The organism is Gulosibacter massiliensis, assembly GCF_900626105.1.
GTDB classification, from domain to species: Bacteria; Actinomycetota; Actinomycetes; order Actinomycetales; family Microbacteriaceae; genus Gulosibacter; species Gulosibacter sediminis.
In genome coordinates, this window is sequence record NZ_UYZX01000001.1 from 1,651,900 (window position 1) to 1,675,927 (window position 24,028).

Genomic DNA, 24,028 nt, shown 5'->3' on the forward strand with positions numbered 1-24,028 from the left:
TCGGGGGGATGGGGCAGAATTACCCGTATGTGTGGAATCGTTGGATACGTCGGTGACAAAACCAGTCAGCAGGTCCTTTTGTCGGGTCTGGCCCGACTCGAATATCGCGGCTACGACTCGGCGGGCATCGCCGTGGTCGACGAGCACGGTGCGCTGAACACCCGCAAGCGCGCCGGCAAGCTGCAGACGCTGCTCGATGACCTCGAGCGTGACCCCATGGCAGATGGCCACATCGGCATCGGCCACACCCGCTGGGCCACCCACGGCCCCGCAAACGACAGCAATGCGCACCCGCACCTGTCAGACGGCGGCAAGCTCGCCGTGATTCACAACGGCATCATCGAGAACTTCCACGAGCTGCGCGAAGAGCTGAAGGCCGACGGCGTCGAGTTCCTCTCCGAAACCGACACCGAGGTCGCCGCGCACCTGCTCGGCCGCGAGTATGCGAAGACGGGCGACCTCGTGCAGACGTTCCGCAACGTCGTGCCACGCCTCGACGGCGCGTTCACGCTGCTCGCGATTCACGCGAACCAGCCCGACGTCATCGTCGGCGCGCGGCTCAACTCGCCGCTCGTGATCGGCCTCGGCGACGGCGAGAACTTCCTCGGTTCTGACGTCGCCGCGTTTGTCGAGCACACCGACCGCGCGATCGCGGTGGGCCAGGAGCAGATCGTCGTCGTGCGCAAGAAGTCGGTCGAGATTACGACCTTCGACGGCGAGCCCGCGTCGGGCGACGAGTTCGAGGTGAGCTGGGATGCCTCGGCTGCCGACAAGGGCGGTTGGCCGTCGTACATGGCGAAGGAGATCGCTGAGAACCCCGAGGCGATCGAGAAGACGATCCTCGGCCGCATCGCTGACGACCACGTCAAATTGCCCGACCTCGAGGTGCTCGGCGCCGACTACTTCCGCGAGATCGACCGCATCCTGCTCATCGCCTGCGGCACCGCGTACTACTCGGGCCTCACCGGCGCGTATGCCCTCGAGCAGTGGACCCGCGTGCCCGTGACGGTCGAGCTCGCTCACGAGTTCCGCTATCGCAACCCCGTCGTCACCGAGCGCATGCTCGTCGTGTCGCTGTCGCAGTCGGGTGAGACGATGGACACACTGATGGCTGTGCGCTACGCCCGCGAGCTCGGCGCGAAGACCATCTCGATCTGCAACACGCAGGGCGCCTCGATTCCGCGCGAGTCCGACTCGGTCGTGTACACCCACGCTGGCCCCGAGGTCGCCGTGGCCTCGACCAAGGCCTTCACCGCGCAGGTCGCAGCGATCTACCTGCTCGGCCTCTACATTGCCGGCACACGCGAGACCCTCTCGAAGGAGGAGGTTGCGGGGCACCTCGAGGAGTTCCGCCGGCTGCCCGAGAAGATGCAGCACGTGCTCGAGCAGCACGACCGCATCCGCGAACTCGCGAACTGGATGGCTGACACCCGCTCGGTGCTCTTCCTCGGCCGCTCGACGGGCTACCCGATCGCGCTCGAGGGCGCGCTCAAGCTCAAGGAGATCGCCTACATTCATGCCGAGGGCTTCGCCGCCGGCGAGCTCAAGCACGGCCCGATCGCGCTGATCGAGCCCGGGCAGCCGGTGTTCGTCATCGTGCCGAGCCCGCGCCACGACAACACCCTGCACCCGAAGGTCGTCTCGAACATCCAGGAGATCCGCGCTCGCGGTGCCCGCGTGCTCGCGGTGGCCGAAGAGGGCGACGCCGCGGTGCTGCCGTTCGCCGACGAGGTGTTCGCGATGCCGCTGACCGAGCATTTCTTCGAGCCGTTCCTGCGCGTGCTGCCGCTGCAGATCTTCGCGCTCGAGCTCTCGACCGCCAAAGGCCTCGACGTCGACCAGCCGCGCAACCTCGCCAAGTCGGTCACCGTCGAATAGCGGTGCCGGCATGTCGCTGATTTTCGGAATTGGCGTCGACACCGTCGAGCACGTTCGCGTCGAGCGGGCGCTCCGCGTGCCGCGCTTCGCCGAACGCATCTTCGCCGAGGCCGAACTCGCGCTACCGCTCACGAGCATTTCCGCTCGCTGGGCGGCGCGTGAAGCCGCGGTGAAGGCGCTCGGCGGCCTGCACGGACTCACCCTGCGCGAACTCGAGGTGCGCCGGACCCACCTTGGCGCGCCCTCGTTCGTCGGCGGCGACAAGCTTGACGGTGTCCTCGCTCGTCTCGGGGTGGGGCGCCTCCACCTCTCTATCTCGCACGATCGCGACGTGTCGACGGCTTTTGTCGTCGCGGAAGGAGCAGCGTCGTGACCCAGCGCGCCCCGGCCCCGCGTATCCACGTCGACCTCGACGCGGTGCGCCATAACCTGCAGGCCTTTTCTCACGCGGTGCAGGTGCCCGTGATTGCCATCGTCAAGGCAAACGCGTACGGGCACGGCATGGTCGAGGTCGGCCGCGCTGCGCTCGCGGCAGGGGCGAGCGCGCTCGGCGTCGCCGACGTCGACGAGGCGCTCGCGCTGCGTGCCGCCGGCATCACGGCGCCCGTGATCGCGTGGCTAGATGCCCCGAGCATCGACTTCGGCGCGGCCGTCGAGGCCGGCGTTGAGCTCGGCTTCTCGAGCCCGCAGCACCTCGCGATGCTCGCCGGCTGGATCGAACGCGAGGGCCGCGTCGACGGCCCCGCACTGGTGCACATCAAGCTCGACACGGGCCTCGGCCGCAACGGCGTACGCGAGCCCGACTGGCCAGCGATGTTCACGCTCGCGAGCGAGTACGAGGCACGCGGGTACCTCGAGGTGCGCGGCCTCATGAGCCACTTCTCAGGCACGAGTGACGCCGACGATGCCGATCAGATCGCGGCCTTCGACCGCGCCGCCGCCCTCGCCGAGACCTTCGGGCTGCAGCCGAGCTTGCGCCACCTCGCGGCGACCGCCGGCGCGCTGAAGTTCCCCGAGGCCCGCTACGACGCGACGCGACTCGGCATCGCGCTCTACGGACTCGACCCCGTCGCCCCCGAGGCCCGCTGCGGCCTCGACCTGCGCCCGGCCCTGACGCTGACGGCGCACGTGCGCCGCTACGACGTTGACGACATGCCGCGCTGGCTGCTCGACGTCGGCCAGGTTGATGGGCTGCTGCCGGTCGCCGAGGGCGAGCTGCTGTTGCAGGACGAGGCGGGGGAGCGCTGGCGCCTCGAGCGCGTCGACGCCTGTCACTGCGTGGTGACGCCGCTCGGCGACGTCGAGGGCAGCGCGCACCGCCGCGTCACCGTTATCGGTGGCACCGCATCCGCCGACGACTGGGCCGCCGCCTCGGGCACCATCAACTACGAGGTGACGACGCGGCTCAGCGCGCGCATCGCCCGCGAGTACCACGGCGGCGTGGCGGAGCACCCGAGTCACTCGGCGCGGCGCCGCCGCACGCCCGAGCGCCCGGCCTCGGCGTCGCCGTTGCCCGAGTTCGTGATCGACGATGCCGAGCTCGCCGCCCGGCTGCAGGAGCTCGCCGAGACGGGCACGGCGCTCGACCTCACCGCCGACGCCTACGGCCTCGGCCTCGAGCGCGTGCTCGGGCTCGCGGCCGGCCTGCGTCTGAAGTACCTCGTGCGTCGGCCGCACGACCTCGCCGCCTTGCGCGACTTCGGGGTGTCGGCGTCGGTCGAGCCGTTTGCGCCCGCCGCGACGCGTGCCGCCTACGGGCTGGCCGAAGACACCCGCGTGCCGGGCGTGCTGCGCAGCGAGCTCGCGCAGATCAAGCGCGTGCACGAGGGCCAGGGCGTGAGCTACGGCTACGAGTGGCACGCGAGCGAGACCACCACGATCGGCCTCGTGCCGGTGGGCTACGCGGATGCGATTCCCCGCTCGGCCGCGCACCGCGCCGAGCTGCTCGTGCGCGAGACCCCTGCGCCGCTCGTCGGCCGCGTCGCGATGGATCAAGTCGTTGTCAACCTCGGCGACCGCGACGGCGCCCCGGGCGAACCCGTGCGACTTTGGGGCCCCCGCCCGAGCGACTTCAGCCTGCAGGATTGGGCAAACTGGACCGGCCTGTGTGTCGAGGGGCTTATCGCCGGCCTCGGCACGCGGGTGCAGCGCCGCTCGGCCCGCGACAACGAGGCTGTGTAGGGTGCGGGCATGACGCGAATCGAGACCTCTGGCGACATGGAACGCCTCGGCGCTGCGCTCGCGCGCGTGCTGCGCCGCGGCGACGTCCTCGTGCTCAACGGGCCGCTCGGCGCCGGCAAGACGACGCTCGTGCGCGGCCTCGGCGAGGCGCTCGGCGTGCGCGGCGCGGTCGCGAGCCCGACGTTCGTGATCGCTCGCACGCATCCCTCGCTCGGCGACGGCCCCGCGCTCATTCACGTCGACGCGTACCGCCTCGCCTCGGCGCTCGAACTCGACGACCTCGACCTCGACCTCGACTCGGCCGTCACGGTGATCGAGTGGGGCAGGGAGGTCGTCGGCGCGATCACCGACGAGTGGCTCGAGCTCGAACTCGAGCGGCCCCGCGCTGGGCAGACCGACCCGGCCCCCGGCGCGTCGAACGACCCGGATGCGGCGGTCGAGGAACCCCGCGAGGTCGCGGTGCGCGCGGTCGGCGACCGCTTCGCGGGCCTCTCGGTCGAGGCACTCCTCACCGACGGCGGGGCCGCGTCGCCCGCGTAGACTTGGCGCCATGCTGCTCGCCATCGACACCTCTGCCGGAACCGACGTCGCCGTCGTGAGTGACCAGGGCCGCGTCATCGGTGAGTTCCGCGAGCCGAGCTCGCGCCACCACGCCGAGGTCATCGGCGCGGCAATCGCGACGGCGCTCGAGACAGCCGGCATCACAGCGGCCGAGATTACCGACGTCGTCTGCGGCATGGGCCCAGGCCCCTTCACCGGCCTGCGCGTCGGCGTGGCCGCGGCGCGCACCTTCGCGTTCGCGCGCAGCCTGCCCCTGCATCCGATGCCGAGCCACGACGCGATCGCTCACGAGTGGCGCCACGAGCACCCCGCCAACACGGGCTCACTGCTCGTCACGACCGATGCCCGCCGCCGCGAGCTCGCCCTGAGCCACTACCCGGCGGGTTCGGTGCTCGCAGACGGCGGCTTCCAACTCGTCGCGCCCGACGCCGTGCCTGAGGCCGAGGCCAGGGCGGATGCGCGCCAGGTCTCGGCCGCGTACCTCGCCCTCGCGTGGCTCGCGCGGCAGGAGCAAGGTGTGCCGGCCGACGCCGACGAGATTCTCTACCTGCGCGCGCCCGACGCGAAGCCCGGCGCCGTGCCGAAGCGGGTGACCGCGTGAGCGTGCGGCTGCGGGAGGCGACCGTCGACGACCTCGACGGGATGGTCGCGCTCGACCTCGAGATGTTTCCGCTCGACCACTGGAGCGCGTCGGGCATGCACGACGAGCTCCGCAGCGAGCACACGCACTACGTCGTGCTCGAACGCGACGGCGCGCTCGTCGGCGCCGCTGGCGTGCTCGCCGCGCAAGGGGCGGGCGAGGCGGATGTGCAGACGATCGCCGTGCGCCCGGAGCTACGCCGCGGTGGCTGGGGCACACGCCTACTGCGCGAACTGCTCGCCTGGGCCCGCTCGCGCGGCGCACAGCGCGTCTTTCTGGAAGTGCGCGAATCGGGCGCTCCCGCGCGCGCCCTCTACGCCGCCCTCGGCTTCACCGAAATCGGGCGGCGCGACAACTACTACCGCAAGGAACGGGAGGCCGCGATCGTGATGCGAGCCGACATCGACACGGCGCTCAGCGCGGCCGACGCGCGCCTCGAACCGGCGCGCGAGCCGCTCGTGCTCGGCATCGAGACGAGCTGCGACGAAACCGGCGTCGGCATCGTGCGCGGCACGACGCTGCTCACGAACTCGGTCGCCTCGTCGATGGACGAGCACGCGAAGTTCGGCGGCGTCGTGCCCGAGGTCGCGGCGCGCGCCCACGCCGACTCGATGGTGCACGTGCTGCAGCAGGCCCTCGACGAGGCCGGCGTGACGCTCGACGAGCTCGACGCCATCGCCGTGACCGCGGGGCCCGGCCTCGCTGGCGCACTCATGGTCGGCGTCGGCGCGGCGAAGGCGCTCGCGGTTGCGACCGGCAAGCCGCTCTACGGCGTGAACCACCTCGTCGGCCATGTCGCGGCCGACCTGCTGCGCGAGGGCGGCGACCCCGTCGAGTTTCCAACCATCGCGCTGCTCGTCTCGGGCGGCCACACTTCGCTGATCCGCGTCGACTCACTCACGGGCGACTCCGAGCTGCTCGGCGAGACGATCGACGACGCCGCCGGCGAGGCCTTTGACAAGGTCGCCCGCGTGCTCGGCCTGCCGTACCCCGGTGGCCCGCAGATCGACCGCGTCGCGGCCGAGGGCAACCCGAAGGCGTTCCGCTTCCCCCGCGGACTGTCGCGCGCATCCGACCTCGAGCGGCACCGCTACGACTTCTCGTTCTCGGGGCTGAAGACGGCCGTCGCGCGCGAGGTCGAGCGTTTCGAGGATGCGGGGGAGCAGGTGCCCGTCGCCGACATCGCCGCGTCGTTCCGCGAGGCCGTCGCCGACGTGCTCGTGACTAAGGCGCTCGCGGCGTGCCGCGACCTCGGCATTCCGCGGTTGCTGCTCGGCGGCGGCGTCGCCGCGAACGCGCGGGTGCGCGAGCTCACCGCAGAGCGGAGCGCCGAGGCGGGCGTGCAGCTGCACATCCCGCCGCTGTCGCTCTGCACCGACAACGGCGCCATGATCGCCGTGCTCGGTGCCCAGCTTGTGGCCGCAGGGCACGCGCCGTCGCCGGTCGACTTCGCTGCCGACTCGACGTTGCCGATGACCCAGGCACAACTCACGGAATCTTCGAGCCTGACAATTTAGGATGATCGCGATGGCGAAGGGAGCATGTCGATGACCGACAGCGGGGGCGCAAACACGCAGCGGCCACACGGTGAGGAAGAACAGGTTGTGCCGGCCGCGGGCGGCACGTTTGGTGTCACCGACGACCGCTCTGACTTCGGTCGGGGCCCGATTCACCCGCGCGAGGCGGGCGACAACGGTGTGGCCGACGACAGCGACACCCTCGACGTCGATGGCCTCATGAACGACGAGTACACCGACCGGGTGCAGCACCCCGAGCACCGCGAATACGGCGACTACGCGGGTGGGCAGCCGCCACTCGCCGGTCAGCCGGTGTCGCAGCAGGCCCAGCACCAGCAGGGCCAGCAGGCCCAGCCGCAGCCGGGTGGGTACGGCGCTCCGCCGACCCAGCAGCAGGGCTACGGCCAGCCGCGCGAGCAGGAGTTTGCGCCGACGCAGTTCGGCGCGCCCGCGGCCGGGGCTGCGCGGCCCACGTTCTCGTACGTCGGCCTCGCGCTCGCGCTCATCGCGCTGATTCTGCTTTGCTTCCCCGGCATTCTGTGGATCATCGCGGGTGCGCTCGGCGTCATTGGCCTGGTCATCTCGGTTGTTGCGATGAGTCGCGAGCCGAACGGCAAGGCGCTCGCCGGCATCGGCATTGCGGGCAGCGCGATTGCGATTGCGATTGCGATCGCGACCGCGATCGTTGTCGCGATGTAACTAGCCCGCGGGGCTAGGCGCGGTCGGCGAGGATCGCGACGCGGCGCTCGTCGACGCGCGTGCAGATCAGCGTCGCGGCGTTGTCGCCGCGAGGCTGCAGCTCCTTGCGGAACTTTGCCGGGTCGAGGTCGACGCCACGCTTCTTGATCTCGAGCCGGCCGATGCCGAGGTCGCGCAGCCGCTTCTTCAGCGAGCTCGCGTGGAGCGGCAGCACCTCGCGCACGCGAAACACCTGCGCGAAGGGAGTCTCGTGCAACTCGGGCGCGGTCACCCAGGCGATTTCGGGCGAGATCATGTGCCCACCAAGGAGTCCCGCCAATTCGCCGATGAACCGGCCGCGGATGAGCGCCGGGTCGGGCTCGTAGAGAAACTCGTCGAGCTCGCCGACGGGCGCATCCTCGCTCGCTGCGCCGGCTGACGTGAGTTCGTGGGCGCCGTCGCGCAGGACGAGCGCGCTGCGGCGTACGCCGGCGCGCGCCGTGGCGCCGAGCCATACCGCGCACTCGACGAGTTCGCCTTCGACCGACAGCCACTGCGTCTCCACGGGCCTCGACGCGGTGCTCGGCGGGAGCAGTTCGTGGGGCATCGCGGGGCCGAGTTTCACGCCGGCCGCCCGGCCGTTCGCGGCGACATCGAAGGCGAAGCCGAGCGACGGGCGCCAGTCGTCGGGGTCAGCGAGGCGCCGGGTGCCGCCGCGCGACTCGGTGCGGCGGGCGGGGTCGAGGAACACGCCCTCGACGCCATCGAGGTTCGTGGCCTCGGCCGTCGAATGCTCGACGCGCGCGTTCGAGAACGGCGCGAGGTTGAAGCTCGCGATGGCGGCGGTCAGCTCGTCGGTGTCGACCGAGAGCAGGTCGAGGCCGAGCGATGCGAACGCGAGCGAGTCGGCGCCGATGCCGCAGCCGAGGTCGGCGAGGGTGCGCACCTCGGCCCGGCGAAACCGGTCGGCGTGCCGCGCCGCGACCTGCAGCCGGGTCGCCTGCGCGAGCCCGGCATCCGTGAACAGCATGTTCGTGGCGAACTTGCCGAACTTCGCGCGTGCCCGCCGCCGCAATTGCAACTGCGTGAGCACGACGGAGCTCATGTGCGCATCCACGCCGGCCTTGCGCAGGGTCATCACCGCGCCGACGGCGTCGCTCACAGTGTCAAGCTCGGCGTACTCATCGAGCAAGCGCAGTGCCTTGGGGGTGAGCAGCACTTCCAGGTCGTCGCGATTCACCCTGCCTACCGTACTTGCAGGCGGGCGCATTCGCTCTGGGCGTACGCTCGGGCGGCTGGGTGGCACCATCAGGGAGCACCCAATACACTCGAGTTAGCACCCTCAGGGTGAGAGTGCTAACTTCAAACTTGCACAGCTCGTCAAGAGAAAGAGGATTGCCGTGTCGGTGAACATTCAGCCGCTCGAAGATCGCATTGTCATCCAGCAGGTTCAGGCCGAGCAGACCACCGCGTCGGGTCTCGTGATTCCTGACACCGCCAAGGAGAAGCCGCAGGAGGGTGAGGTTGTTGCCGTCGGCCCCGGCCGCTTCGACGAAGACGGCGAGCGCATCCCCATGGATGTCGCCGTTGGCGACAAGGTCATCTACTCGAAGTACGGTGGCACCGAGGTGAAGTACGCCGGTGAGGACTACCTCATCCTTTCGGCTCGCGACGTGCTCGCGAAGATCGCCTAGGCTACTCGCGTAACGACCAGGCGGGCTCCCGGAATACCGGGGGCCCGCCTTTGTTGTTGCTTCGGCGTAAGCTGCGGAGGTGACGAACTCTGCCGCCAGCCCCGCATCCGCACCGGAGCGATCGGGGTCGACGCAGACGACCGGCCTGGTTCTCGGCATCTCGTCGTTCGCAGTGTGGGGCCTGCTGCCGCTCTACCTGCAGACGGTGAAGCCGACGAGCACCTTTGAGATCATCGCGTGGCGCATTGTCCTCTCGGTCGTCTTCTGCTTCGCGGTGCTGCTGGTTGCACGCCGCTGGGGTGCGTTCATGCGCATCGTTAAGAACTGGCGTTCGATGCTCTTCCTCGGCCTCGCGAGCCTCGCCGTGTTCGCGAACTGGACGCTCTACGTGCTCACGGTCGAGGTCGGGCGCTCGCTCGAGGGCTCGCTCGGGTACTACCTCAATCCGCTCATCTCGATGCTGCTCGGCATGGTGTTTCTGCGCGAGCGGCTGCGGCCGCTGCAGTGGGTCGCGGCCGCGCTCGCGACGGCATCGTTCATCGTCATGGTGGTCGCCTACGGCGAGCCGCCGTGGCTTTCGCTCGCGATCGCGTGCTCGTTCGCGATCTATGGCCTGCTGAAGAAGCAGGTGAGTCGGAGCGTCGACCCGATCGCCGGGCTCACGATGGAGACACTCTGGCTCGCGCCGGTCGGCATCGGCATCCTCATCTTCATCGAGGTGACCAGCGGGCTGACGATGGGCCGCGTGTCGGGCAGCCACACCACGATGCTGCTGCTCGCGGGCGTCATGACGAGCGTGCCGCTGCTGCTGTTCGCTGCGGCCACCGCGCGCCTGAGCCTCGTCGAAGTGGGCATCGTGCAGTACGTCGCGCCGACCATGCAATTCATCTTCGGCGTCGTGCTGCTGCACGAGCCGATGCCGCCCGAGCGCTGGCTCGGTTTCGGCCTGGTGTGGCTCGGCCTCGTGTTCTTCACGATCGACCTCGTGATCGATGTTGGGCGAGGCCGCCGACGCACCAGGGTCGAGCCCGACCCGACCGGCGAGATCAACGTCGTCTGAGCATCCGGCACCACCCGGGCCCGACCCCGGGAATGCCCCGCGCCGCCCCTACGTTGGGTCGTACCATGGAGATACGCGCCCGCGTCCTCGGCGGGCGATCACTACCGCGTTTGCAGGAGCAACATGACTGAGCACGATCCCTTCGGCTTTACCGGACTCACCTATGACGATGTGTTGCTGCTTCCGGAAGAAACCGATGTGATTCCGTCTGAGGTAGACACGACCACGCAGCTCACCCGCAACATCTCGGTTAAGGTGCCCCTCGTCTCGGCGGCCATGGACACCGTGACCGAGTCACGGCTCGCGATTGCGATGGCTCGCCAGGGTGGTCTCGGCATCATCCACCGCAATGCCTCGATTCAGGACCAGTCCGACATGGTCGACCGCGTGAAGCGGTCGGAGTCAGGCATGATCACGAACCCCATCACGACCTCGGCCGACGCGACCGTCGCCGACGTTGACGAGATCTGCGGCCAGTTCCGCATCTCGGGCCTGCCCGTCGTCGACGAGGCCGGCAAGCTCGTCGGCATCATCTCGAACCGCGACATGCGTTTCGTTGCCGAGAGCGAGAAGGCGACCACGAAGGTGCACGAGGTGATGACGTCGGAGGGCCTCATCACCGGCCCCGTCGGTATCAGTGGCGACGACGCGTTCCGCCTGCTCGGCCAGCACCGCATCGAGAAGCTACCGCTCGTCGACGAGGCCGGCATTCTGCGTGGCCTCGTGACGGTGAAGGACTTCGACAAGCGCGACAAGTACCCGCTGGCGACGAAGGATGCGATCAGCCGCCTGCGCGTCGGCGCGGCCATCGGCTTCTTCGGCGACGCCTGGGAGCGCGCGGGCTCGCTGCTCGACGCCGGTGTCGACGTCATCGTCGTCGACACCGCGAACGGCCACTCGCGCGGCGAGATCGACATGATCCGCAAGCTCAAGAACGATCCGGCGTTCAAGGACGTCGACATTATCGGCGGCAACGTTGCGACCCGCGAGGGCGCCGCGGCGCTCGTCGAGGCGGGCGCGGATGCGGTCAAGGTCGGCGTCGGCCCCGGCTCGATCTGCACCACGCGCATCGTCGCGGGCGTCGGCGTGCCCCAGATCACCGCGATCTACGAGGCCTCGAAGGCGACGCGTGGCACCGGCGTGCCGGTCATCGCCGACGGTGGCCTGCAGTTCTCGGGCGACATCGCGAAGGCGCTCGTCGCTGGCGCGAACGCCGTCATGCTCGGCTCGCTGCTCGCGGGCACCGACGAGGCGCCCGGCGACCTCATCTTCGTCAACGGCAAGCAGTACAAGTCGTATCGCGGCATGGGCTCGCTCGGCGCGATGCAGACTCGCGGCAAGAAGACCTCGTACTCGCGCGACCGGTACTTCCAGGCCGACGTGCCGAGCGACGACGAGCTCATCGCCGAGGGCATCGAGGGCAAGGTGCAGTACCGCGGCACGGTGCGTCAGAACGTGTTCCAGCTCACCGGCGGCCTGCACCAGTCGATGTTCTACGTCGGCGCCCGCACGATCCCCGACCTGCAGTCGCGCGGCCGCTTCGTGCGAATCACCCCGGCGGGCCTCAAAGAGAGCCACCCCCACGACGTGCAGATGGTCATGGAGGCCCCGAACTACAAGAAGTAGGCGCTCGCGCAGGGCTGGCGGCGCACTCGCGACTGGCCCCGCGCATCCGCGACCTCTGCCTTGTTGAGGGGTGCGGCTAGTTTTCGGCGCGGCCGAGGCGCCAGTAGCCCATGAAGGCGACGGTGCGCTTGTCGATGCCACGCTCGCCGACGAGGTGCCGGCGCAGCGTCTTCACGGCATTCGACTCGCCCGCAAGCCAGGTGTAGAGCGAGGTCTGCTCGAGCGCGGCGCCGCCCTTTGCGGTGCGCGGCACTTCCCAGAGCAGGTCGGTGTCGAGGTTGATCTCGGTGAGGGTCTGCGGCGTGCCCTCGGGAGCGAGCTCGGCCGCGGCGCGCTCGACGGCGGGGACGAGCGCCGCACCGTGCTCGGCCCCGGCCCGCGCTACGGCGCGCACCTCGAAGCCGGGATGCGCGGGGAAGTACGCGGCGTCGGCGGCCGACTCGACCTCGACGACCGCGACACCCCGAGCATCCGCCGGCAGCTGCTCGAGCATCACCGCGATCGCGGGTGCCGCCGTCTCGTCGCCGATGAGCAGGTACTGCTCGGTGCGCGCCGGCGGCACGAAGTCGACCCCGCCGGGCTCGCCGTCGAAGCGCGCATCCGGGCCGAGCAGCACGAGCTCGTCGCCCTCGGCGGCGCCCTCAAGCCAGCGCGAGGCGGGCCCGGTGCCGCCCGGGTGCACGACGAGGTCGACATCGACTTCGTTCAGCTCGGGTCGCACATAGCGCGTCGTGTAGGTGCGGATGGGCGGGCGCGCGTCCTCGGGCAGCGCGCGCCAGTCGCCATACCAGTCGGTCGAGCCGAGCAGCGTGCGCGCATCCGCGGTCGGCGTCGAGAACAGCAGCTTAATGCGCTGGTCCCAGCCCGGGTCGCCGAAGTGACCGAGCGACTCGTCGACGAACGTGACCCGGCGGAATCCGGGCGAGATGTCGCGCACCGCGGTGACGCGCACCGGGAACAGGGCGAACGGGGCGACGGTGGTGCTAACGGGCATGGCTTCCTCCGGTGGGGTCGATGTGGTGGCGACCGACGGGCAGCACGAGCGGTGCGCCCGAGACCGGGTCGTCGATGACGCGCGAGGTCATGTCGTACACCTCGGCCATGGTGGCCTCGGTGACGACCTCGCGCGGGGTGCCGGTGGCGACGATCTTGCCGCCGCGCATGGCGATGAGGTGGTCGGCGTAGCGGGCGGCGAGGTTCACGTCGTGGAGCACCATGACGATGGTCGTGCCGCGCTCGCGGTTGAGGTCGGTGAGCAGGTCGAGCACCTCGTACTGGTGTGTCACGTCGAGGAATGTCGTCGGCTCGTCGAGCAGCAGCACGTCGGTGCGCTGCGCGAGGGCCATCGAGATCCACACGCGCTGCCGCTGGCCGCCCGAGAGCTCGTCGACGGCCCGCCCCGCGAGCTCGGTGACGCCGGTCGCGGCGAGGGCATCGGCGATCACCGCGTCGTCGTCGGCCGCGTGGGTCTGAAACGCCCGGTGATGTGGGTGCCGGCCGCGCGCGACGAGGTCGTAGACCGTGATGCCCTCGGGCGCGATCGGCTGTTGGGGGAGCAGCCCGAGCTGGCGCGCCAGCTCTTTCGACGGTGTCGCGGCGACGTCGCGGCCGTCGAGCACGACGCTGCCCGCGAGCGGCTTGAGTACGCGCACGAAGGTCTTGAGCAGGGTCGACTTACCGCAGGCGTTGGCGCCGAGGATCACCGTGATTTCGCCGGGCGGGATGCGCACGGTCGCGTCATGGACGATCGCGGTGCGGCCGTAGCCCGCGTCGAGCCCCGACGCTTCGAGCACAAGGGCGTGCTTCGTCACTGGGCCCCCTTTCGGTTGGAGCGGATGAGGAGGTACAAGAAGAACGGCGCGCCCATGAGCCCGGTGACGACGCCGACCGGCAGGCGCACGCCGAGCGCGTGCTGGCCGATGAGCTCGCCCGCGAGCACGAGCACCGCGCCGACGAGCGCCGCGGGCACGATGGGCGAGTGGTTACTGCGGCCGGTGAGGCGCAGCGCGATCGGACCCGACAGGAACGCGACGAACGAGATCGGGCCGGATGCGGCGGTTGCGAACGAGGTGAGGGCGACGGCGAGCAGCATGAGGGTGAGCCGCGAGCGCTGCACCCGTACACCGAGCCTCGTCGCGGCCTCGTCACCAAGCTCCATGGGCAGCAGGTTGCGCTGCAGTGCGAGCACCCCGCCGCCGCACACGACAAGGGCGATAAGCAGCACGGGGATGTCGTCCCAGCTCGCATTGTTGAGGCTGCCGTTGAGCCAGCGCAGGGCCGCGGGCACGCTGTTCACGTTGCCGTACATGAGTAGGTAGCTTGTCACCGACACGAGCATCGCGCTCACGCCGATGCCGATAAGAATGAGTCGGCCGCCGAAGCCGCCGCGGCCGGCCGCGAGCGCCGCAATTATGGCTGCGACCACGAGCCCGGCGACCACGGAGAGAGCCGACACGGCGGGACCGCTCCACCCCAGCACGAGCAGGCCAAACACCGCGGCGGTGCTCGAGCCCGAGGTGATGCCGATGATGTCGGGGCTCGCGAGGTCGTTGCGCAGCAGGTTCTGGAACACGCAGCCGCTGACGCCGAACGCGACGCCCGCAAGCACCGCAAGCGTGGCCGCGGGCAGGCGCAGCTGGCCGACGTTGAACGACGCGCCCGGCACATCCTGCCCGGCCACGACGGCGAGTACATCGCCGATTGGATAGACGACGTCGCCGATCATCGCGAACGCGACGACGAGGGCGAGGAGGAGCGCGACGAGCACGCCGACCACGAGGTGGTAGCGGCGGGTGCGGGCGCGGCAGGCGAGGTCGAGGGTCATAGTTCGCGCACCTTCGAACGACGGGCGATGACGATGAGCATGGGCGCGCAGACGAACGCGGTGATGAGACCGACCGCAAGCTCGCCGGGGCGCACGACGACGCGGCCGATCACGTCGGCGAGCAGCAGCAGGGTCGCGCCGCCGAGGGCCGAGAGCGGCACGACCCAGGCCTGGTTCGGGCCGACGAGGAACCGCACGATGTGGGGCACCATGAGCCCGACGAAGCTGATCGGCCCGGCGACCGCGGTGACGGAGGCGCAGAGCAGCACGCCCGAAACGGCGACGAGGATGCGTGTGCGCAGCACGTTCACGCCGAGCCCGGTCGCGGCCTCGTCGCCGAGCGCGAGCGAGTTGAGTGGGCCGAGCGAGAACGCTGCGAGCGCCGCCGCGATGATGAGCAGCGGTGAGATGATCGCGAGTGACTCCCAACTGCCGCGGCCGACCGAGCCGACCGTCCAGTGCCGCCACACGTCGAGCACGTCGCTCTGCGTCAGCGTGACGACGCTGACGAGCGAGGTGAGCACGGCGGTGGTCGCTACGCCGGCCAGCGCGAGCTTGACGGGCGTCGCGCCGCCCGAGCCGAGTGAGGCGATGGCGTAGACGGCGACGGCGGTGACGAGCCCGCCGAGCAGGGCGAACGCGAGGTACTGGGGGAGGGTGGAGAGGCCGAAGGCCGACATGCTCACCACGACGCCGAGCGCGGCGCCAGTGTTGATGCCGAGGATGCCCGGGTCGGCGATGGGATTGCGGGTGAGTGCCTGCATGAGGGCGCCAGAGACGCCGAGCGCGGCGCCCGCGACGAGGGTGAACACGGTGCGGGGGATGCGCTCCTGCACCGCGATTGCACCGATGTCGCTCGGGCCGGCGCTGCCGGTGACGCCGGCCAGGAATTCCTGCCAGCTCACCACGCGGGCACCGAAGGCGAGGGAAAGTGCGGCGGCCACCGCCAGCAGACCGACGAGCAGGAGGAGCCCGAGGACTCTCCGGCGGCGGCCGATTCGCACGCTGTGCACGCGGGGAACTACTTGACCTTGTCGGCCGCGTCGGCGATCAGCTGCACGTACTCGTCGACACCCCACGGGATCGACAGGGGCGACGGGTTCGCCGAAGCGGCGAGCGCGCCGTCGTTGCCGAGCAGCACGACCGAGCCGTTCTGCACGGCGGGAATCTGACTGATGAGCGGGTCGGCCTGCCACTCGTCGAGGAGCGCCTGGTCGCCGTAGACGACGAGCACGTCGACGTCGTTGAGCTGGTCGATGTTCTCCGCGCTGATGTCGACGTAGAAGCCGTCGGCGGTTTCGGTCGCATCGGCCACCGACTGCGGCACCGAGAGGCCGAGGTCCTCGAGGTAGCCTGCGCGCGGGTCGAGTGACGTGTAGAAGCCGATCTGCGACTCGTCGCCGAGGCCGGCGTACATGAACGCGCCGGTCTTGCCGTCGATCTGCGGGTATTCAGCGACCTTCTCGTCGAGCAGCGTCTCGAGCTCGGTCGTGAGTGCTTCGCCCTCGGTGGCCAGGCCCATTGCCTCGGAGTTGTACTTGATCTGGTCGCGCCACGTGGTGGCCCATGCGGTCTCGGGGTAGGCGACAGTGTCGGCGATGTCGCTCAGCGTGCCGTATTCCTCCTCGGTGATGCCCGAGTAGGCGGCGAGGATCACGTCGGGAGCGGTGTTCGCGAGGGCCTCGTAGTCGATACCGTCGGTCTCGTCGAAGAGCACGGGGTCGCCGCCGAGCTCCTCCACCTTCTCCTTCGTCCAGGGCATCATGCCGCTGCCATCCTCAACGCCCCAGGTCTGAGCGCCGAACCCGACGGGCGAGACGCCAAGCGCGAGCGCCGTGTCTTGGTTGGCCCAGCCGACGGCGGCGACGCTCGTCGGCTTCGCGTCGATCGTGGTGGTGCCGAGCGCGTGCTCGATGGTGATGGGGTAGCCCGCCTCGCCGCTCGCGGCGCCGTCGGTGCCGGATGCGGTGCTCGAGCAGGCAGCAAGGGCCAAGGATGCGACAAGAGTCGTGGCGACGGTGGTCACGCGGCGTGCGCGCATGGGGGATCCTTTCGTAGGGACCTCAGGGGAAAGTCACGCGATCGAGGACATTCGAGCGAGCCCGTGTCGGTCGCGACTCAGGTAAGGCTACCCTAATTCACTCCGAGGTTGGGTCGTTGTTGGGTGCACAGAATTACCGAGACGCCGACCAAGAATTGTCGCTTTTGCGTAATCTCACGCATTCGCGTGCAACAAACTTGCAAAGATTTTCAGGTTTCCTGAACGACATCTGTGCAATGGGTGAACAACCACCTAAAGTATTCATCCAAAGATCCGGCTTCGGGCAGGCAGAGTTGCACGCCCATCACCACGAAGTCGGCCTCACCCAAGAATTGAGGAAACATGTCGAGACGACCACGACTCCTGCGGGGCTCCATCGCCCTCGCAGCTGCAGGTGCGCTCATGCTGGCTGGCTGCGCCAGCGGCAATACCAGCGGCGATGGTGCGACCGAGGCCGCCACTGGCGACTCATCCGCGATCATCACCACCAACGGTAGCGAGCCCCAGAACCCGCTGATTACCTACGCGACCACCGAAACCGGTGGCGGCAAGATTCTGAGCGCGATGTACGCCGGTCTTGTCAGCTATGACGCCACCGGCGAGTACCAGAACGAGATGGCTGAGTCGATCGAGAGCGACGACGCGACTACCTGGACGATCACGATCAAGCCGGACTGGACCTTCACCAACGGTGAGGCGATCACCGCGCAGACGTACGTGGACACCTGGAACCACGCGGCACAGGACCCTTCGGGTGCCTACTGGTTCGGTAACTTTGAAGGCGCCAGCGAAGACGGCAGCACCGAGCTGACCGGCATCGAGGCCACCGACGACACCACCTTCACCGTCACGCTGAAGGAGCCGGAGGCCGACTTCCCGATCCGCCTCGGCTACACCGCCTACATGCCGCTGCCCTCGGTCGCATTCGACGACATCGAGGCATTCGGTGAGAACCCGATCGGCAACGGCCCCTACATGCCGGATGGCGAGGACGCTTGGGCCCACGACGAGAGCATGTCGCTCGTCACCAACCCCGACTACTCGGGCAACCGCACGCCGGTCAACGGCGGCGTGAAGTTCGTCTTCTACACCGGTCTCGAGGCCGCCTACGCCGACGCGCAGGGTGGCAACCTCGACGTGCTCGACGCAGTGCCTGACACCGCGTTCAGCACCTACACGACCGACTTCCCGGACCGCAACGTCAACCAGGCGGCTGCGATCTACCAGGGCATCAACATCCCCTTCTACCTCGACCACTTCAAGGACGACGAAGAGGGCAAGCTGCGCCGTGAGGCCATCTCGCTGTCGATCAACCGCCAGGAGATCACCGACACGATCTTCCAGGGCACCCGCACGCCGGCCACCGACTTCACGTCGCCGGTCGTTGAGGGCTACGACGAGAACCTCGAGGGCAACGATGTGCTGAGCTACGACCCCGAGAAGGCGAAGGAACTCTGGGCGCAGGCCGACGAGATCTCGCCGTACGAGGGCACCTTCTACATCTCGTACAACGCCGACGGCGGCCACCAGGCCTGGGTCGACGCAACCGCGAACAGCATCTCGAACACGCTCGGCATCACCGCCGAGGGCGAGTCGTACCCGACCTTCGCCGCGGCCCTTGAGGACCGCGAGGCGCAGAAGCTCGACGGTGCCACCCGCGCCGGCTGGCAGGGTGACTACCCGTCGCAGGGTAACTTCCTCTCGGGTCAGTACCAGACCGGTGCGTCGTCGAACTACGAGGGCTACTCGAACCCAGAGTTCGACAAGAAGGTGCAGGCAGCACTCTCGGCCGCAACGCCTGAGGAAGCGACCGCGCTCTACACCGAGGCCCAGCAGATTCTTCTTGAGGACCTCCCGTCGATCCCGCTCTGGTACTCCAACGCTGTTGGTGTCTGGGGCGAGACCGTGAGCAACGTCACCTTCGGGTGGGACTCGGTGCCGCTCTACGAGCAGATCACCAAGGAATAGCCATTCGTGAACCGGGGTTCGGTTGCTGAGCCAGTGCGCTCGGCAACCGAACCCCGGTTCCATCCGTGCGAACGGGGATGCGATCCGTCGCCGTTCGTGACATGTCAAGGAGGAGCCGCCGATGCTTTGGTATCTCGGCCGACGCTTGCTGCAACTCATCCCCGTGTTCTTCGGGGCAACATTCCTGATTTACAGCCTCGTCTTTCTTTTGCCCGGCGACCCGATCGCCGCGCTGTTCGGAGACCGTCAGCCGTCACAAGCGGCCATTGACGCCATCCGGGCGCAGTATCACCTCGATGAACCCTTCATCGCCCAGTACTTCTATTACATTTCGGGCCTCGTCCGCGGTGACTGGGGCACGACCTTCTCGGGTCGCCCTGTCACCGAAGTGATGGCCCACGCCTTCCCCATCACCCTGCGCCTCGCGCTGCTCTCGCTCGCATTCGAAGCTGTCGCGGGCATCCTGATCGGCCTCATCGCTGGCCTGCGCAAGGGCAAGCTCTTCGACGCGAGCGTGCTCGTCGTCAGCCTGCTGCTCATCTCGGTGCCGACGTTCGTCATCGGTTATGTGCTGCAGCTCGTCTTCGCCATCAACCTTGGGTGGGCGCGAACTACCGTGAGCGCCGAAGCGCCCTGGGGCGAGCTGATTCTGCCCGCCATCGTGCTCGCGAGCGCATCCTTCGCCTACATCGTGCGGCTCACGCGCTCGAGCGTCGCCGAAAACATGTCGGCGGACTTCGTGCGCACCGCGACCGCGAAGGGCCTCTCGAGCCGCCGCGTCATCACGGTGCACGTCGTGCGCAACTCGCTCATTCCGGTGATCACGTTCCTCGGCATCGACCTCGGTGCGCTCATGGTCGGCGCGATCGTCACCGAGGGCATCTTCAACATCAACGGTGTCGGCGGCACGGTCTACCGCGCCGTGACCCTCGGTGAGGGGCCGACTGTCGTGTCGTTCGTCGCCATCATGGTGTTGATCTTCATGCTCGCCAACCTCCTCGTCGACCTGCTCTACGCGTGGCTTGACCCAAGGATCCGCTATGCCAAATAACGCTCGTCTGCAGCAAGAACGCTTCGTCGCACCCGTCTCCGAGACTCCGGTGCAGGCGGTCGATGCCGTGCGCACGAGCGGCAAGCCACGCACCACCTGGGGCGACGCCTGGGAGTCGATGCGCCGTCGCCCGATGTTCTGGATCTCGGCGGTGCTCATCGTCATCATCCTGTTCGTCGCTTTCTTCCCCGGCGTCTTCACGAACGAGTCGCCGAACCAGGGCTGCCTGCTCGCGAACAGCGACGGCTTGCCCACCGCCGGCCACCCATTCGGCTACACCCGCCAGGGCTGTGACGTCTTCGCCCGCGTGCTCTACGGCGCGCAGGCCTCAGTGATCGTCGGCTTCCTCGCGACTCTGATCGTCGTGCTGTTCGGCGGTGTCGTTGGCGCGCTCGCCGGCTACTACGGCGGCTGGCTCGACACGATCATCTCGCGCGTGGGCGACATCTTCTTCGCGATCCCGACCGTCCTCGGCGCCATCGTGCTCATGTCGGCCCTCTCGGGTCGCACCCCGCTGCTCGTCGCCCTCGTGATCTCGCTGTTCGCGTGGCCACAGATCGCGCGCATCATGCGCGGCTCGGTCATGACCGCAAAGCAGTCCGACTACGTGACCGCGTCGATCGCGCTGGGGCTCTCGCGGTTCCGCATCCTGCTGCGTCACGTACTGCCGAACGCGATCGGCCCCGTCATCGCCGTCGCGACGGTGTCGCTCGGTGTCTACATCGTGGCCGAGTCGACCCTGTCGTTCCTCGGTATCGGTCTGCCGCCGAGCACGATGTCGTGGGGTAACGACATTTCGCAGGCACGCGCCTCCCTCAACACCAACCCCCTCGTGCTCGTGTTCCCGGCCGCCGCGCTGTCGCTCACGGTGCTCTCGTTCCTCATGCTCGGTGACGTGGTCACCGACGCGCTCGACCCGAAGGAGCGTGCACGCCGATGACCACCAGCCCAGCAACTACGCCAGAGACGACGGGCGAGGCCGAGACGCCGCTGCTCGAGATCCGCAACTTGCAGGTGAACTTCGAGACGAAGTCGGGCTCGGTGCCCGCCGTACGCGGCGTCGACCTCACGATCTTCCCCGGCCAGTCCGTCGCGATCGTGGGCGAGTCGGGCTCGGGTAAGTCGACCACGGCGCAGTCGATTATTCAGCTGCTGCCCGGCACCGGTCACGTGACCGGTGGTGAGATTCTCTTCGAGGGGCGCGACCTCACGAAGCTGAGCTCGCGCGAAATCACCGAGCTGCGCGGCGAGCAGATCGGCTACGTGCCGCAGGACCCGATGTCGAACCTCAACCCGGTATGGACTATCGGGTTCCAGGTCGAGGAGACGATTCGCGCGAACAACGTCGCGCACGGCCGCAAGGCGGTGCGCCAGCGCGCGATCGAGGTGCTCACCGAGGCCGGTTTGCCGGATGCGCAGGCTCGCCTTCGCCAGTACCCGCACGAGTTCTCGGGCGGCATGCGCCAGCGCGCGCTGATCGGTATTGGCATGTCGGCGCGGCCCAAGCTTCTCATCGCCGACGAGCCGACCTCGGCGCTCGACGTCACGGTGCAGCGGCAGATTCTCGACCACCTCGAGAGCCTGACGGCCACGCACGGCACCTCGGTGCTGTTCATCACCCACGACCTCGGCCTCGCGGCCGACCGTGCCGAGCACCTCGTCGTTATGTACAAGGGGCAGGTCGTCGAGTCCGGGCCGTCGCGCGAGATTCTCACCGACCCGCGGCATCCGTACACGAAGCGCCTCGTGAGCGCTGCGCCGAGCCTCGCCTCGAAGCGGCTCGAGGTCGCGCGTCAGGACGACATTGACGTGTCGCCGACGGGCGCCATCGAGGCCCCCATGCTCGAGCGCGCGGCCGAGCGCGAGGAGCAGGCCGATGAGGTGCCCGCGAGCGAGCCGCCGCTGATTCAGATCAAGGATGCGCAGAAGATCTACAAGCTGCGCACCCGCGGCCTCGCGAAGAAGGAAGTGCGCGCCGTTGACGGTGTGAGCGTCGACGTCGCGCGTGGCACGACCACGGCGATCGTGGGCGAGTCGGGTTCGGGCAAATCGACGCTTGCGAAGCTGTTCCTGCAGCTCGAGCCGCTGACCTCGGGCAGCATCGAGTTCGACGGTCGCGACATGACGCGACTGAGCCGCAAGGAGCTGCTCGCGTTCCGTCGCCGCGTGCAGCCGGTGTTCCAGGACCCATACGGCACGCTCGACCCGCAGTACAGCGTCGGCAACACGATTGCCGAGCCGATGGCGATTCACGGCGTCGGCACTCCGAAGTCGCGCCGCGAGCGCGTCGAAGAGCTGCTCGAGCAGGTGGCGCTGCCGACCGAGCTCCGCGACCGCTACCCGAGCGAGCTTTCGGGCGGTCAGCGACAGCGTGTCGCCGTCGCGCGTGCGCTGGCGCTGCAGCCCGAGGTACTCGTGCTCGACGAGGCCGTTTCGGCGCTCGACGTGCTCGTGCAGGGGCAGATTCTGCAGCTGCTCACGAAGCTCCAACACGAGCTCGGCTTGACGTACCTGTTCATCACGCACGACCTCGCGGTTGTGCGCCTGGTGGCCGACAACGTCTGCGTGATGCGCCAGGGCCAGATCGTCGAGCGGGGCACGACTGACGAGCTCTTCGACAACCCGCGTGAGGAGTACACGCAACGCCTGCTTGAGGCGATCCCCGGCGCCAGCTTCGAGTTCGCCACCGAGGCCTAACCCTTAGCGCCACCGGCTGCCGCCCGCTGCTTCCATGGAAGCCGGGCGGCAGCCCCCGTTTCCTGCTGGGTGAGGGGGTTGAGTGGTCGTTTTTTGTAGTTCTGGCACCGCCAGAACTACAAAAAACGACCACTCAACCCCCTCTGACCGCAACCCGGTTAGGGGGATTCCGGGGTATGGCGTTGGAGGAATTCGAGGACGGCAACGCGGTCGACGCCAGTGAAGGTGCCCGTCGGCATCGCAGCGAGGAGTGAGGAGTTCATACGCGCGCTCGGGTAGGAACGCTCGCCCCATCGCTCAACGAGTTCCTCTTCGGGCTCGCGGCAGCACGACGGGTTCGGGCAGCCCGAGCGCAGCCGCACCGTGGTGTCGCGGCCGCGGAACCACTTCGCCTCCGAAAACTTCGTGCCGACGCTGATCGAGTAGCTGCCGCCCGGCCCCGACTCGACCTGTGAGGTGCACCAGTAGGTGCCCGCCGGCTTGTCGGTGTACTGCGAGTACGTGCCGATGCGCTGGTCCGTCGTGAACACTTGCCGTGCGCTCCACCAGCGGCAGACAATCTGGCCCTCGACGTTGCCCAGCGCATCCGTGGGGAAGAGCACCGAGTCATTCTCGTACGCTTTGAGCACCGCACCCGACTCGTGCACCTTGAGGAAATGTACGGGAATTTCCAGGTGCTGCGTCGCGAGGTTGCTGAAGCGGTGGGCCGCCGTTTCGTAGGTGACACCGTAGTGGCCGCGGAATTCTTCGATCGACAGATCACGTCGCTGCTTCGACGCGCGCAGCAGCGGCGCCGCGCTCGACTCGGGCATGAGGATCGCGCCCGTGAGGTAGTTCGTCTCGACGCGCTGCTGCAGCAGGTCGCCATAGTCGACGGGCTCGCGCTTGCCGAGCACGTGCGCGGCGAGCGCCTGCAGCACCACCGAGCGCGAGCGACTCACGCCGCTCGCAGAAAGGTAGACGCGCATCCGCTCGCTGTCGGTGATGCTGCGGGTCGAATACGGCAGGTCGTTCACGGCGTGCAGCGTGAAGCCGAGGTGCTCGGCGATCTGCTTCACGGTGTCCATCGACACCGGCCCCTCGCGGTAGCCAACCGCGCGCAGGAGCGCTTCGGCCTCGCGCTCGAGCTCCTCAAAGTAGTTGCCGCGCTCGCGCTGGTCGGCGCGCAGCTGCAGATTCGCGAGGCGCGCCACCTCGGGCGTCGCGGCCCGCGTCGAATGCAGGTTGGTGAGCTCGCCGAGCAGTTTGAGCATCGCCTGCATCGTTTCGTCGCTGAGCGACTTGCGCACGGGAATTTCGGGCAGCCCGAGGCTCGCATAGAGGGGAGTGCGCTGCGCACGCAGAAAATCGATCTCGAGCGCATCCCGCTCGCTGAGCTCGCCCGACTCAGCGAGGGCGTCGCTCGAGGTGTCGAGGGCCGTCGCGATGTCCTGCAGTTCGCTCAGGCGCAGATCGCGCTGCCCGTTTTCGATCACCGAGACGCGCGAGGGCGCCTTGCCGATGCGGTCAGAAAACTCCTGCAGCGAGAGGCCGAGCTCGACTCGGCGGGCTCGGATGCGGCGGCCGAGGGTCAACGCGTCATTGGGGACCATGACGCAATCTTGGCCGAGCA

Annotated in this window: 21 protein-coding genes; 14 read left to right on the forward strand and 7 right to left on the reverse strand. The window is 68.6% G+C overall.

The window, feature by feature from the left end; all coding sequences use genetic code 11:
• Positions 1 to 27 precede the first annotated feature (27 nt).
• Genes glmS through EJL01_RS07960 form a run of 7 tightly spaced genes read left to right on the forward strand, consistent with a single transcriptional unit; the run spans position 28 to position 7,476 of the window.
• A complete protein-coding gene (glmS, locus tag EJL01_RS07930) occupies positions 28 to 1,878 on the forward strand; it encodes a glutamine--fructose-6-phosphate transaminase (isomerizing) (RefSeq protein ID WP_125107023.1) in 1,851 nt (616 codons plus the stop codon).
• Between the two features lie 10 nt (positions 1,879 to 1,888).
• On the forward strand, positions 1,889 to 2,251 hold the full coding sequence (locus tag EJL01_RS07935) for a holo-ACP synthase (RefSeq protein WP_241209140.1): 363 nt from the start codon (positions 1,889 to 1,891) through the stop codon (positions 2,249 to 2,251).
• The gene (locus tag EJL01_RS07940; RefSeq protein ID WP_125107024.1) at positions 2,248 to 4,059 is read left to right on the forward strand and encodes an alanine racemase; all 1,812 of its coding nucleotides are present in this window, start codon (positions 2,248 to 2,250) and stop codon (positions 4,057 to 4,059) included. The genes EJL01_RS07935 and EJL01_RS07940 overlap by 4 nt, the downstream gene beginning before the upstream one ends.
• A gap of 9 nt (positions 4,060 to 4,068) precedes the next feature.
• The gene (gene tsaE / locus EJL01_RS07945) at positions 4,069 to 4,599 is read left to right on the forward strand and encodes a tRNA (adenosine(37)-N6)-threonylcarbamoyltransferase complex ATPase subunit type 1 TsaE (protein WP_125107025.1); all 531 of its coding nucleotides are present in this window, start codon (positions 4,069 to 4,071) and stop codon (positions 4,597 to 4,599) included.
• Between the two features lie 10 nt (positions 4,600 to 4,609).
• Complete coding sequence (tsaB, locus tag EJL01_RS07950) at positions 4,610 to 5,221, forward strand: tRNA (adenosine(37)-N6)-threonylcarbamoyltransferase complex dimerization subunit type 1 TsaB (protein ID WP_125107026.1); 612 nt, start codon at positions 4,610 to 4,612, stop codon at positions 5,219 to 5,221.
• Complete coding sequence (gene tsaD / locus EJL01_RS07955; protein ID WP_241209141.1) at positions 5,218 to 6,777, forward strand: tRNA (adenosine(37)-N6)-threonylcarbamoyltransferase complex transferase subunit TsaD; 1,560 nt, start codon at positions 5,218 to 5,220, stop codon at positions 6,775 to 6,777. The genes tsaB and tsaD overlap by 4 nt, the downstream gene beginning before the upstream one ends.
• 30 nt (positions 6,778 to 6,807) lie before the next feature.
• Complete coding sequence (locus EJL01_RS07960; protein WP_125107027.1) at positions 6,808 to 7,476, forward strand: hypothetical protein; 669 nt, start codon at positions 6,808 to 6,810, stop codon at positions 7,474 to 7,476.
• Between the two features lie 13 nt (positions 7,477 to 7,489).
• Here EJL01_RS07960 and EJL01_RS07965 read toward each other — a convergent pair whose 3' ends face one another.
• Complete coding sequence (locus tag EJL01_RS07965) at positions 7,490 to 8,695, reverse strand: THUMP-like domain-containing protein (RefSeq protein WP_125107028.1); 1,206 nt, start codon at positions 8,693 to 8,695, stop codon at positions 7,490 to 7,492.
• Positions 8,696 to 8,855: 160 nt separating this feature from the next.
• Here EJL01_RS07965 and groES point away from each other — a divergent pair, with 160 nt between their 5' ends.
• The 3 genes from groES (at position 8,856) to guaB (ending at position 11,835) form a co-directional block, all read left to right on the forward strand.
• On the forward strand, positions 8,856 to 9,149 hold the full coding sequence (gene groES, locus EJL01_RS07970; RefSeq protein ID WP_125107029.1) for a co-chaperone GroES: 294 nt from the start codon (positions 8,856 to 8,858) through the stop codon (positions 9,147 to 9,149).
• 79 nt (positions 9,150 to 9,228) lie between these two features.
• The gene (gene rarD / locus EJL01_RS07975; protein WP_125107030.1) at positions 9,229 to 10,209 is read left to right on the forward strand and encodes an EamA family transporter RarD; all 981 of its coding nucleotides are present in this window, start codon (positions 9,229 to 9,231) and stop codon (positions 10,207 to 10,209) included.
• A 123-nt stretch (positions 10,210 to 10,332) separates the two neighbouring features.
• Positions 10,333 to 11,835, forward strand: a complete 1,503-nt coding sequence (gene guaB, locus EJL01_RS07980) for an IMP dehydrogenase (protein WP_125107031.1) — start codon at positions 10,333 to 10,335, stop codon at positions 11,833 to 11,835.
• A 76-nt stretch (positions 11,836 to 11,911) separates the two neighbouring features.
• Here the strand turns inward: guaB and EJL01_RS07985 are convergent, their stop codons facing one another.
• Genes EJL01_RS07985 through EJL01_RS08005 form a run of 5 tightly spaced genes read right to left on the reverse strand, consistent with a single transcriptional unit; the run spans position 11,912 to position 16,700 of the window.
• A complete protein-coding gene (locus EJL01_RS07985) occupies positions 11,912 to 12,829 on the reverse strand; it encodes a siderophore-interacting protein (RefSeq protein WP_125107032.1) in 918 nt (305 codons plus the stop codon).
• Positions 12,819 to 13,646: an ABC transporter ATP-binding protein gene (locus tag EJL01_RS07990; RefSeq protein ID WP_125107033.1), complete on the reverse strand. Its 828-nt coding sequence runs from the start codon at positions 13,644 to 13,646 to the stop codon at positions 12,819 to 12,821. The genes EJL01_RS07985 and EJL01_RS07990 overlap by 11 nt, the downstream gene beginning before the upstream one ends.
• On the reverse strand, positions 13,643 to 14,659 hold the full coding sequence (locus EJL01_RS07995; RefSeq protein WP_125107034.1) for a FecCD family ABC transporter permease: 1,017 nt from the start codon (positions 14,657 to 14,659) through the stop codon (positions 13,643 to 13,645). Before EJL01_RS07995 ends, EJL01_RS07990 begins: the two co-directional genes overlap by 4 nt.
• A complete protein-coding gene (locus EJL01_RS08000) occupies positions 14,656 to 15,672 on the reverse strand; it encodes a FecCD family ABC transporter permease (protein ID WP_206427691.1) in 1,017 nt (338 codons plus the stop codon). Before EJL01_RS08000 ends, EJL01_RS07995 begins: the two co-directional genes overlap by 4 nt.
• Before the next feature lie 8 nt (positions 15,673 to 15,680).
• On the reverse strand, positions 15,681 to 16,700 hold the full coding sequence (locus tag EJL01_RS08005) for an iron-siderophore ABC transporter substrate-binding protein (protein ID WP_125107035.1): 1,020 nt from the start codon (positions 16,698 to 16,700) through the stop codon (positions 15,681 to 15,683).
• A gap of 342 nt (positions 16,701 to 17,042) precedes the next feature.
• Here EJL01_RS08005 and EJL01_RS08010 point away from each other — a divergent pair, with 342 nt between their 5' ends.
• From EJL01_RS08010 to EJL01_RS08025, 4 genes are all read left to right on the forward strand, one after another.
• Positions 17,043 to 18,668: a peptide ABC transporter substrate-binding protein gene (locus EJL01_RS08010; RefSeq protein WP_125107036.1), complete on the forward strand. Its 1,626-nt coding sequence runs from the start codon at positions 17,043 to 17,045 to the stop codon at positions 18,666 to 18,668.
• Positions 18,669 to 18,789: 121 nt separating this feature from the next.
• Positions 18,790 to 19,719, forward strand: a complete 930-nt coding sequence (locus EJL01_RS08015) for an ABC transporter permease (RefSeq protein ID WP_125107037.1) — start codon at positions 18,790 to 18,792, stop codon at positions 19,717 to 19,719.
• On the forward strand, positions 19,709 to 20,659 hold the full coding sequence (locus tag EJL01_RS08020) for an ABC transporter permease (RefSeq protein ID WP_125107038.1): 951 nt from the start codon (positions 19,709 to 19,711) through the stop codon (positions 20,657 to 20,659). The genes EJL01_RS08015 and EJL01_RS08020 overlap by 11 nt, the downstream gene beginning before the upstream one ends.
• Positions 20,656 to 22,416 carry a dipeptide ABC transporter ATP-binding protein gene (locus tag EJL01_RS08025; RefSeq protein WP_125107039.1) on the forward strand — a complete coding sequence of 587 codons (1,761 nt, stop codon included), beginning with the start codon at positions 20,656 to 20,658 and terminating at the stop codon, positions 22,414 to 22,416. Before EJL01_RS08020 ends, EJL01_RS08025 begins: the two co-directional genes overlap by 4 nt.
• A gap of 158 nt (positions 22,417 to 22,574) precedes the next feature.
• Here EJL01_RS08025 and EJL01_RS08030 read toward each other — a convergent pair whose 3' ends face one another.
• Complete coding sequence (locus EJL01_RS08030; protein WP_241209142.1) at positions 22,575 to 24,008, reverse strand: helix-turn-helix domain-containing protein; 1,434 nt, start codon at positions 24,006 to 24,008, stop codon at positions 22,575 to 22,577.
• Positions 24,009 to 24,028 lie beyond the last annotated feature (20 nt).

Excerpts from the sequence above, each read along its gene's own strand:
- glmS (WP_125107023.1), top strand. The coding sequence starts at position 28 with ATGTGTGGAATCGTTGGATACGTCGGTGACAAAACCAGTCAGCAGGTC.
- EJL01_RS08020 (WP_125107038.1), top strand. The coding sequence starts at position 19,709 with ATGCCAAATAACGCTCGTCTGCAGCAAGAACGCTTCGTCGCACCCGTC.
- guaB (WP_125107031.1), top strand. The coding sequence starts at position 10,333 with ATGACTGAGCACGATCCCTTCGGCTTTACCGGACTCACCTATGACGAT.
- EJL01_RS08005 (WP_125107035.1), bottom strand. The coding sequence starts at position 16,700 with ATGCGCGCACGCCGCGTGACCACCGTCGCCACGACTCTTGTCGCATCC.
- tsaB (WP_125107026.1), top strand. The coding sequence starts at position 4,610 with ATGCTGCTCGCCATCGACACCTCTGCCGGAACCGACGTCGCCGTCGTG.
- EJL01_RS07935 (WP_241209140.1), top strand. The coding sequence starts at position 1,889 with ATGTCGCTGATTTTCGGAATTGGCGTCGACACCGTCGAGCACGTTCGC.
- EJL01_RS08030 (WP_241209142.1), bottom strand. The coding sequence starts at position 24,008 with ATGGTCCCCAATGACGCGTTGACCCTCGGCCGCCGCATCCGAGCCCGC.
- tsaE (WP_125107025.1), top strand. The coding sequence starts at position 4,069 with ATGACGCGAATCGAGACCTCTGGCGACATGGAACGCCTCGGCGCTGCG.
- EJL01_RS08015 (WP_125107037.1), top strand. The coding sequence starts at position 18,790 with ATGCTTTGGTATCTCGGCCGACGCTTGCTGCAACTCATCCCCGTGTTC.
- EJL01_RS07995 (WP_125107034.1), bottom strand. The coding sequence starts at position 14,659 with ATGACCCTCGACCTCGCCTGCCGCGCCCGCACCCGCCGCTACCACCTC.
- EJL01_RS07985 (WP_125107032.1), bottom strand. The coding sequence starts at position 12,829 with ATGCCCGTTAGCACCACCGTCGCCCCGTTCGCCCTGTTCCCGGTGCGC.
- EJL01_RS08025 (WP_125107039.1), top strand. The coding sequence starts at position 20,656 with ATGACCACCAGCCCAGCAACTACGCCAGAGACGACGGGCGAGGCCGAG.
- EJL01_RS08010 (WP_125107036.1), top strand. The coding sequence starts at position 17,043 with ATGTCGAGACGACCACGACTCCTGCGGGGCTCCATCGCCCTCGCAGCT.
- EJL01_RS07960 (WP_125107027.1), top strand. The coding sequence starts at position 6,808 with ATGACCGACAGCGGGGGCGCAAACACGCAGCGGCCACACGGTGAGGAA.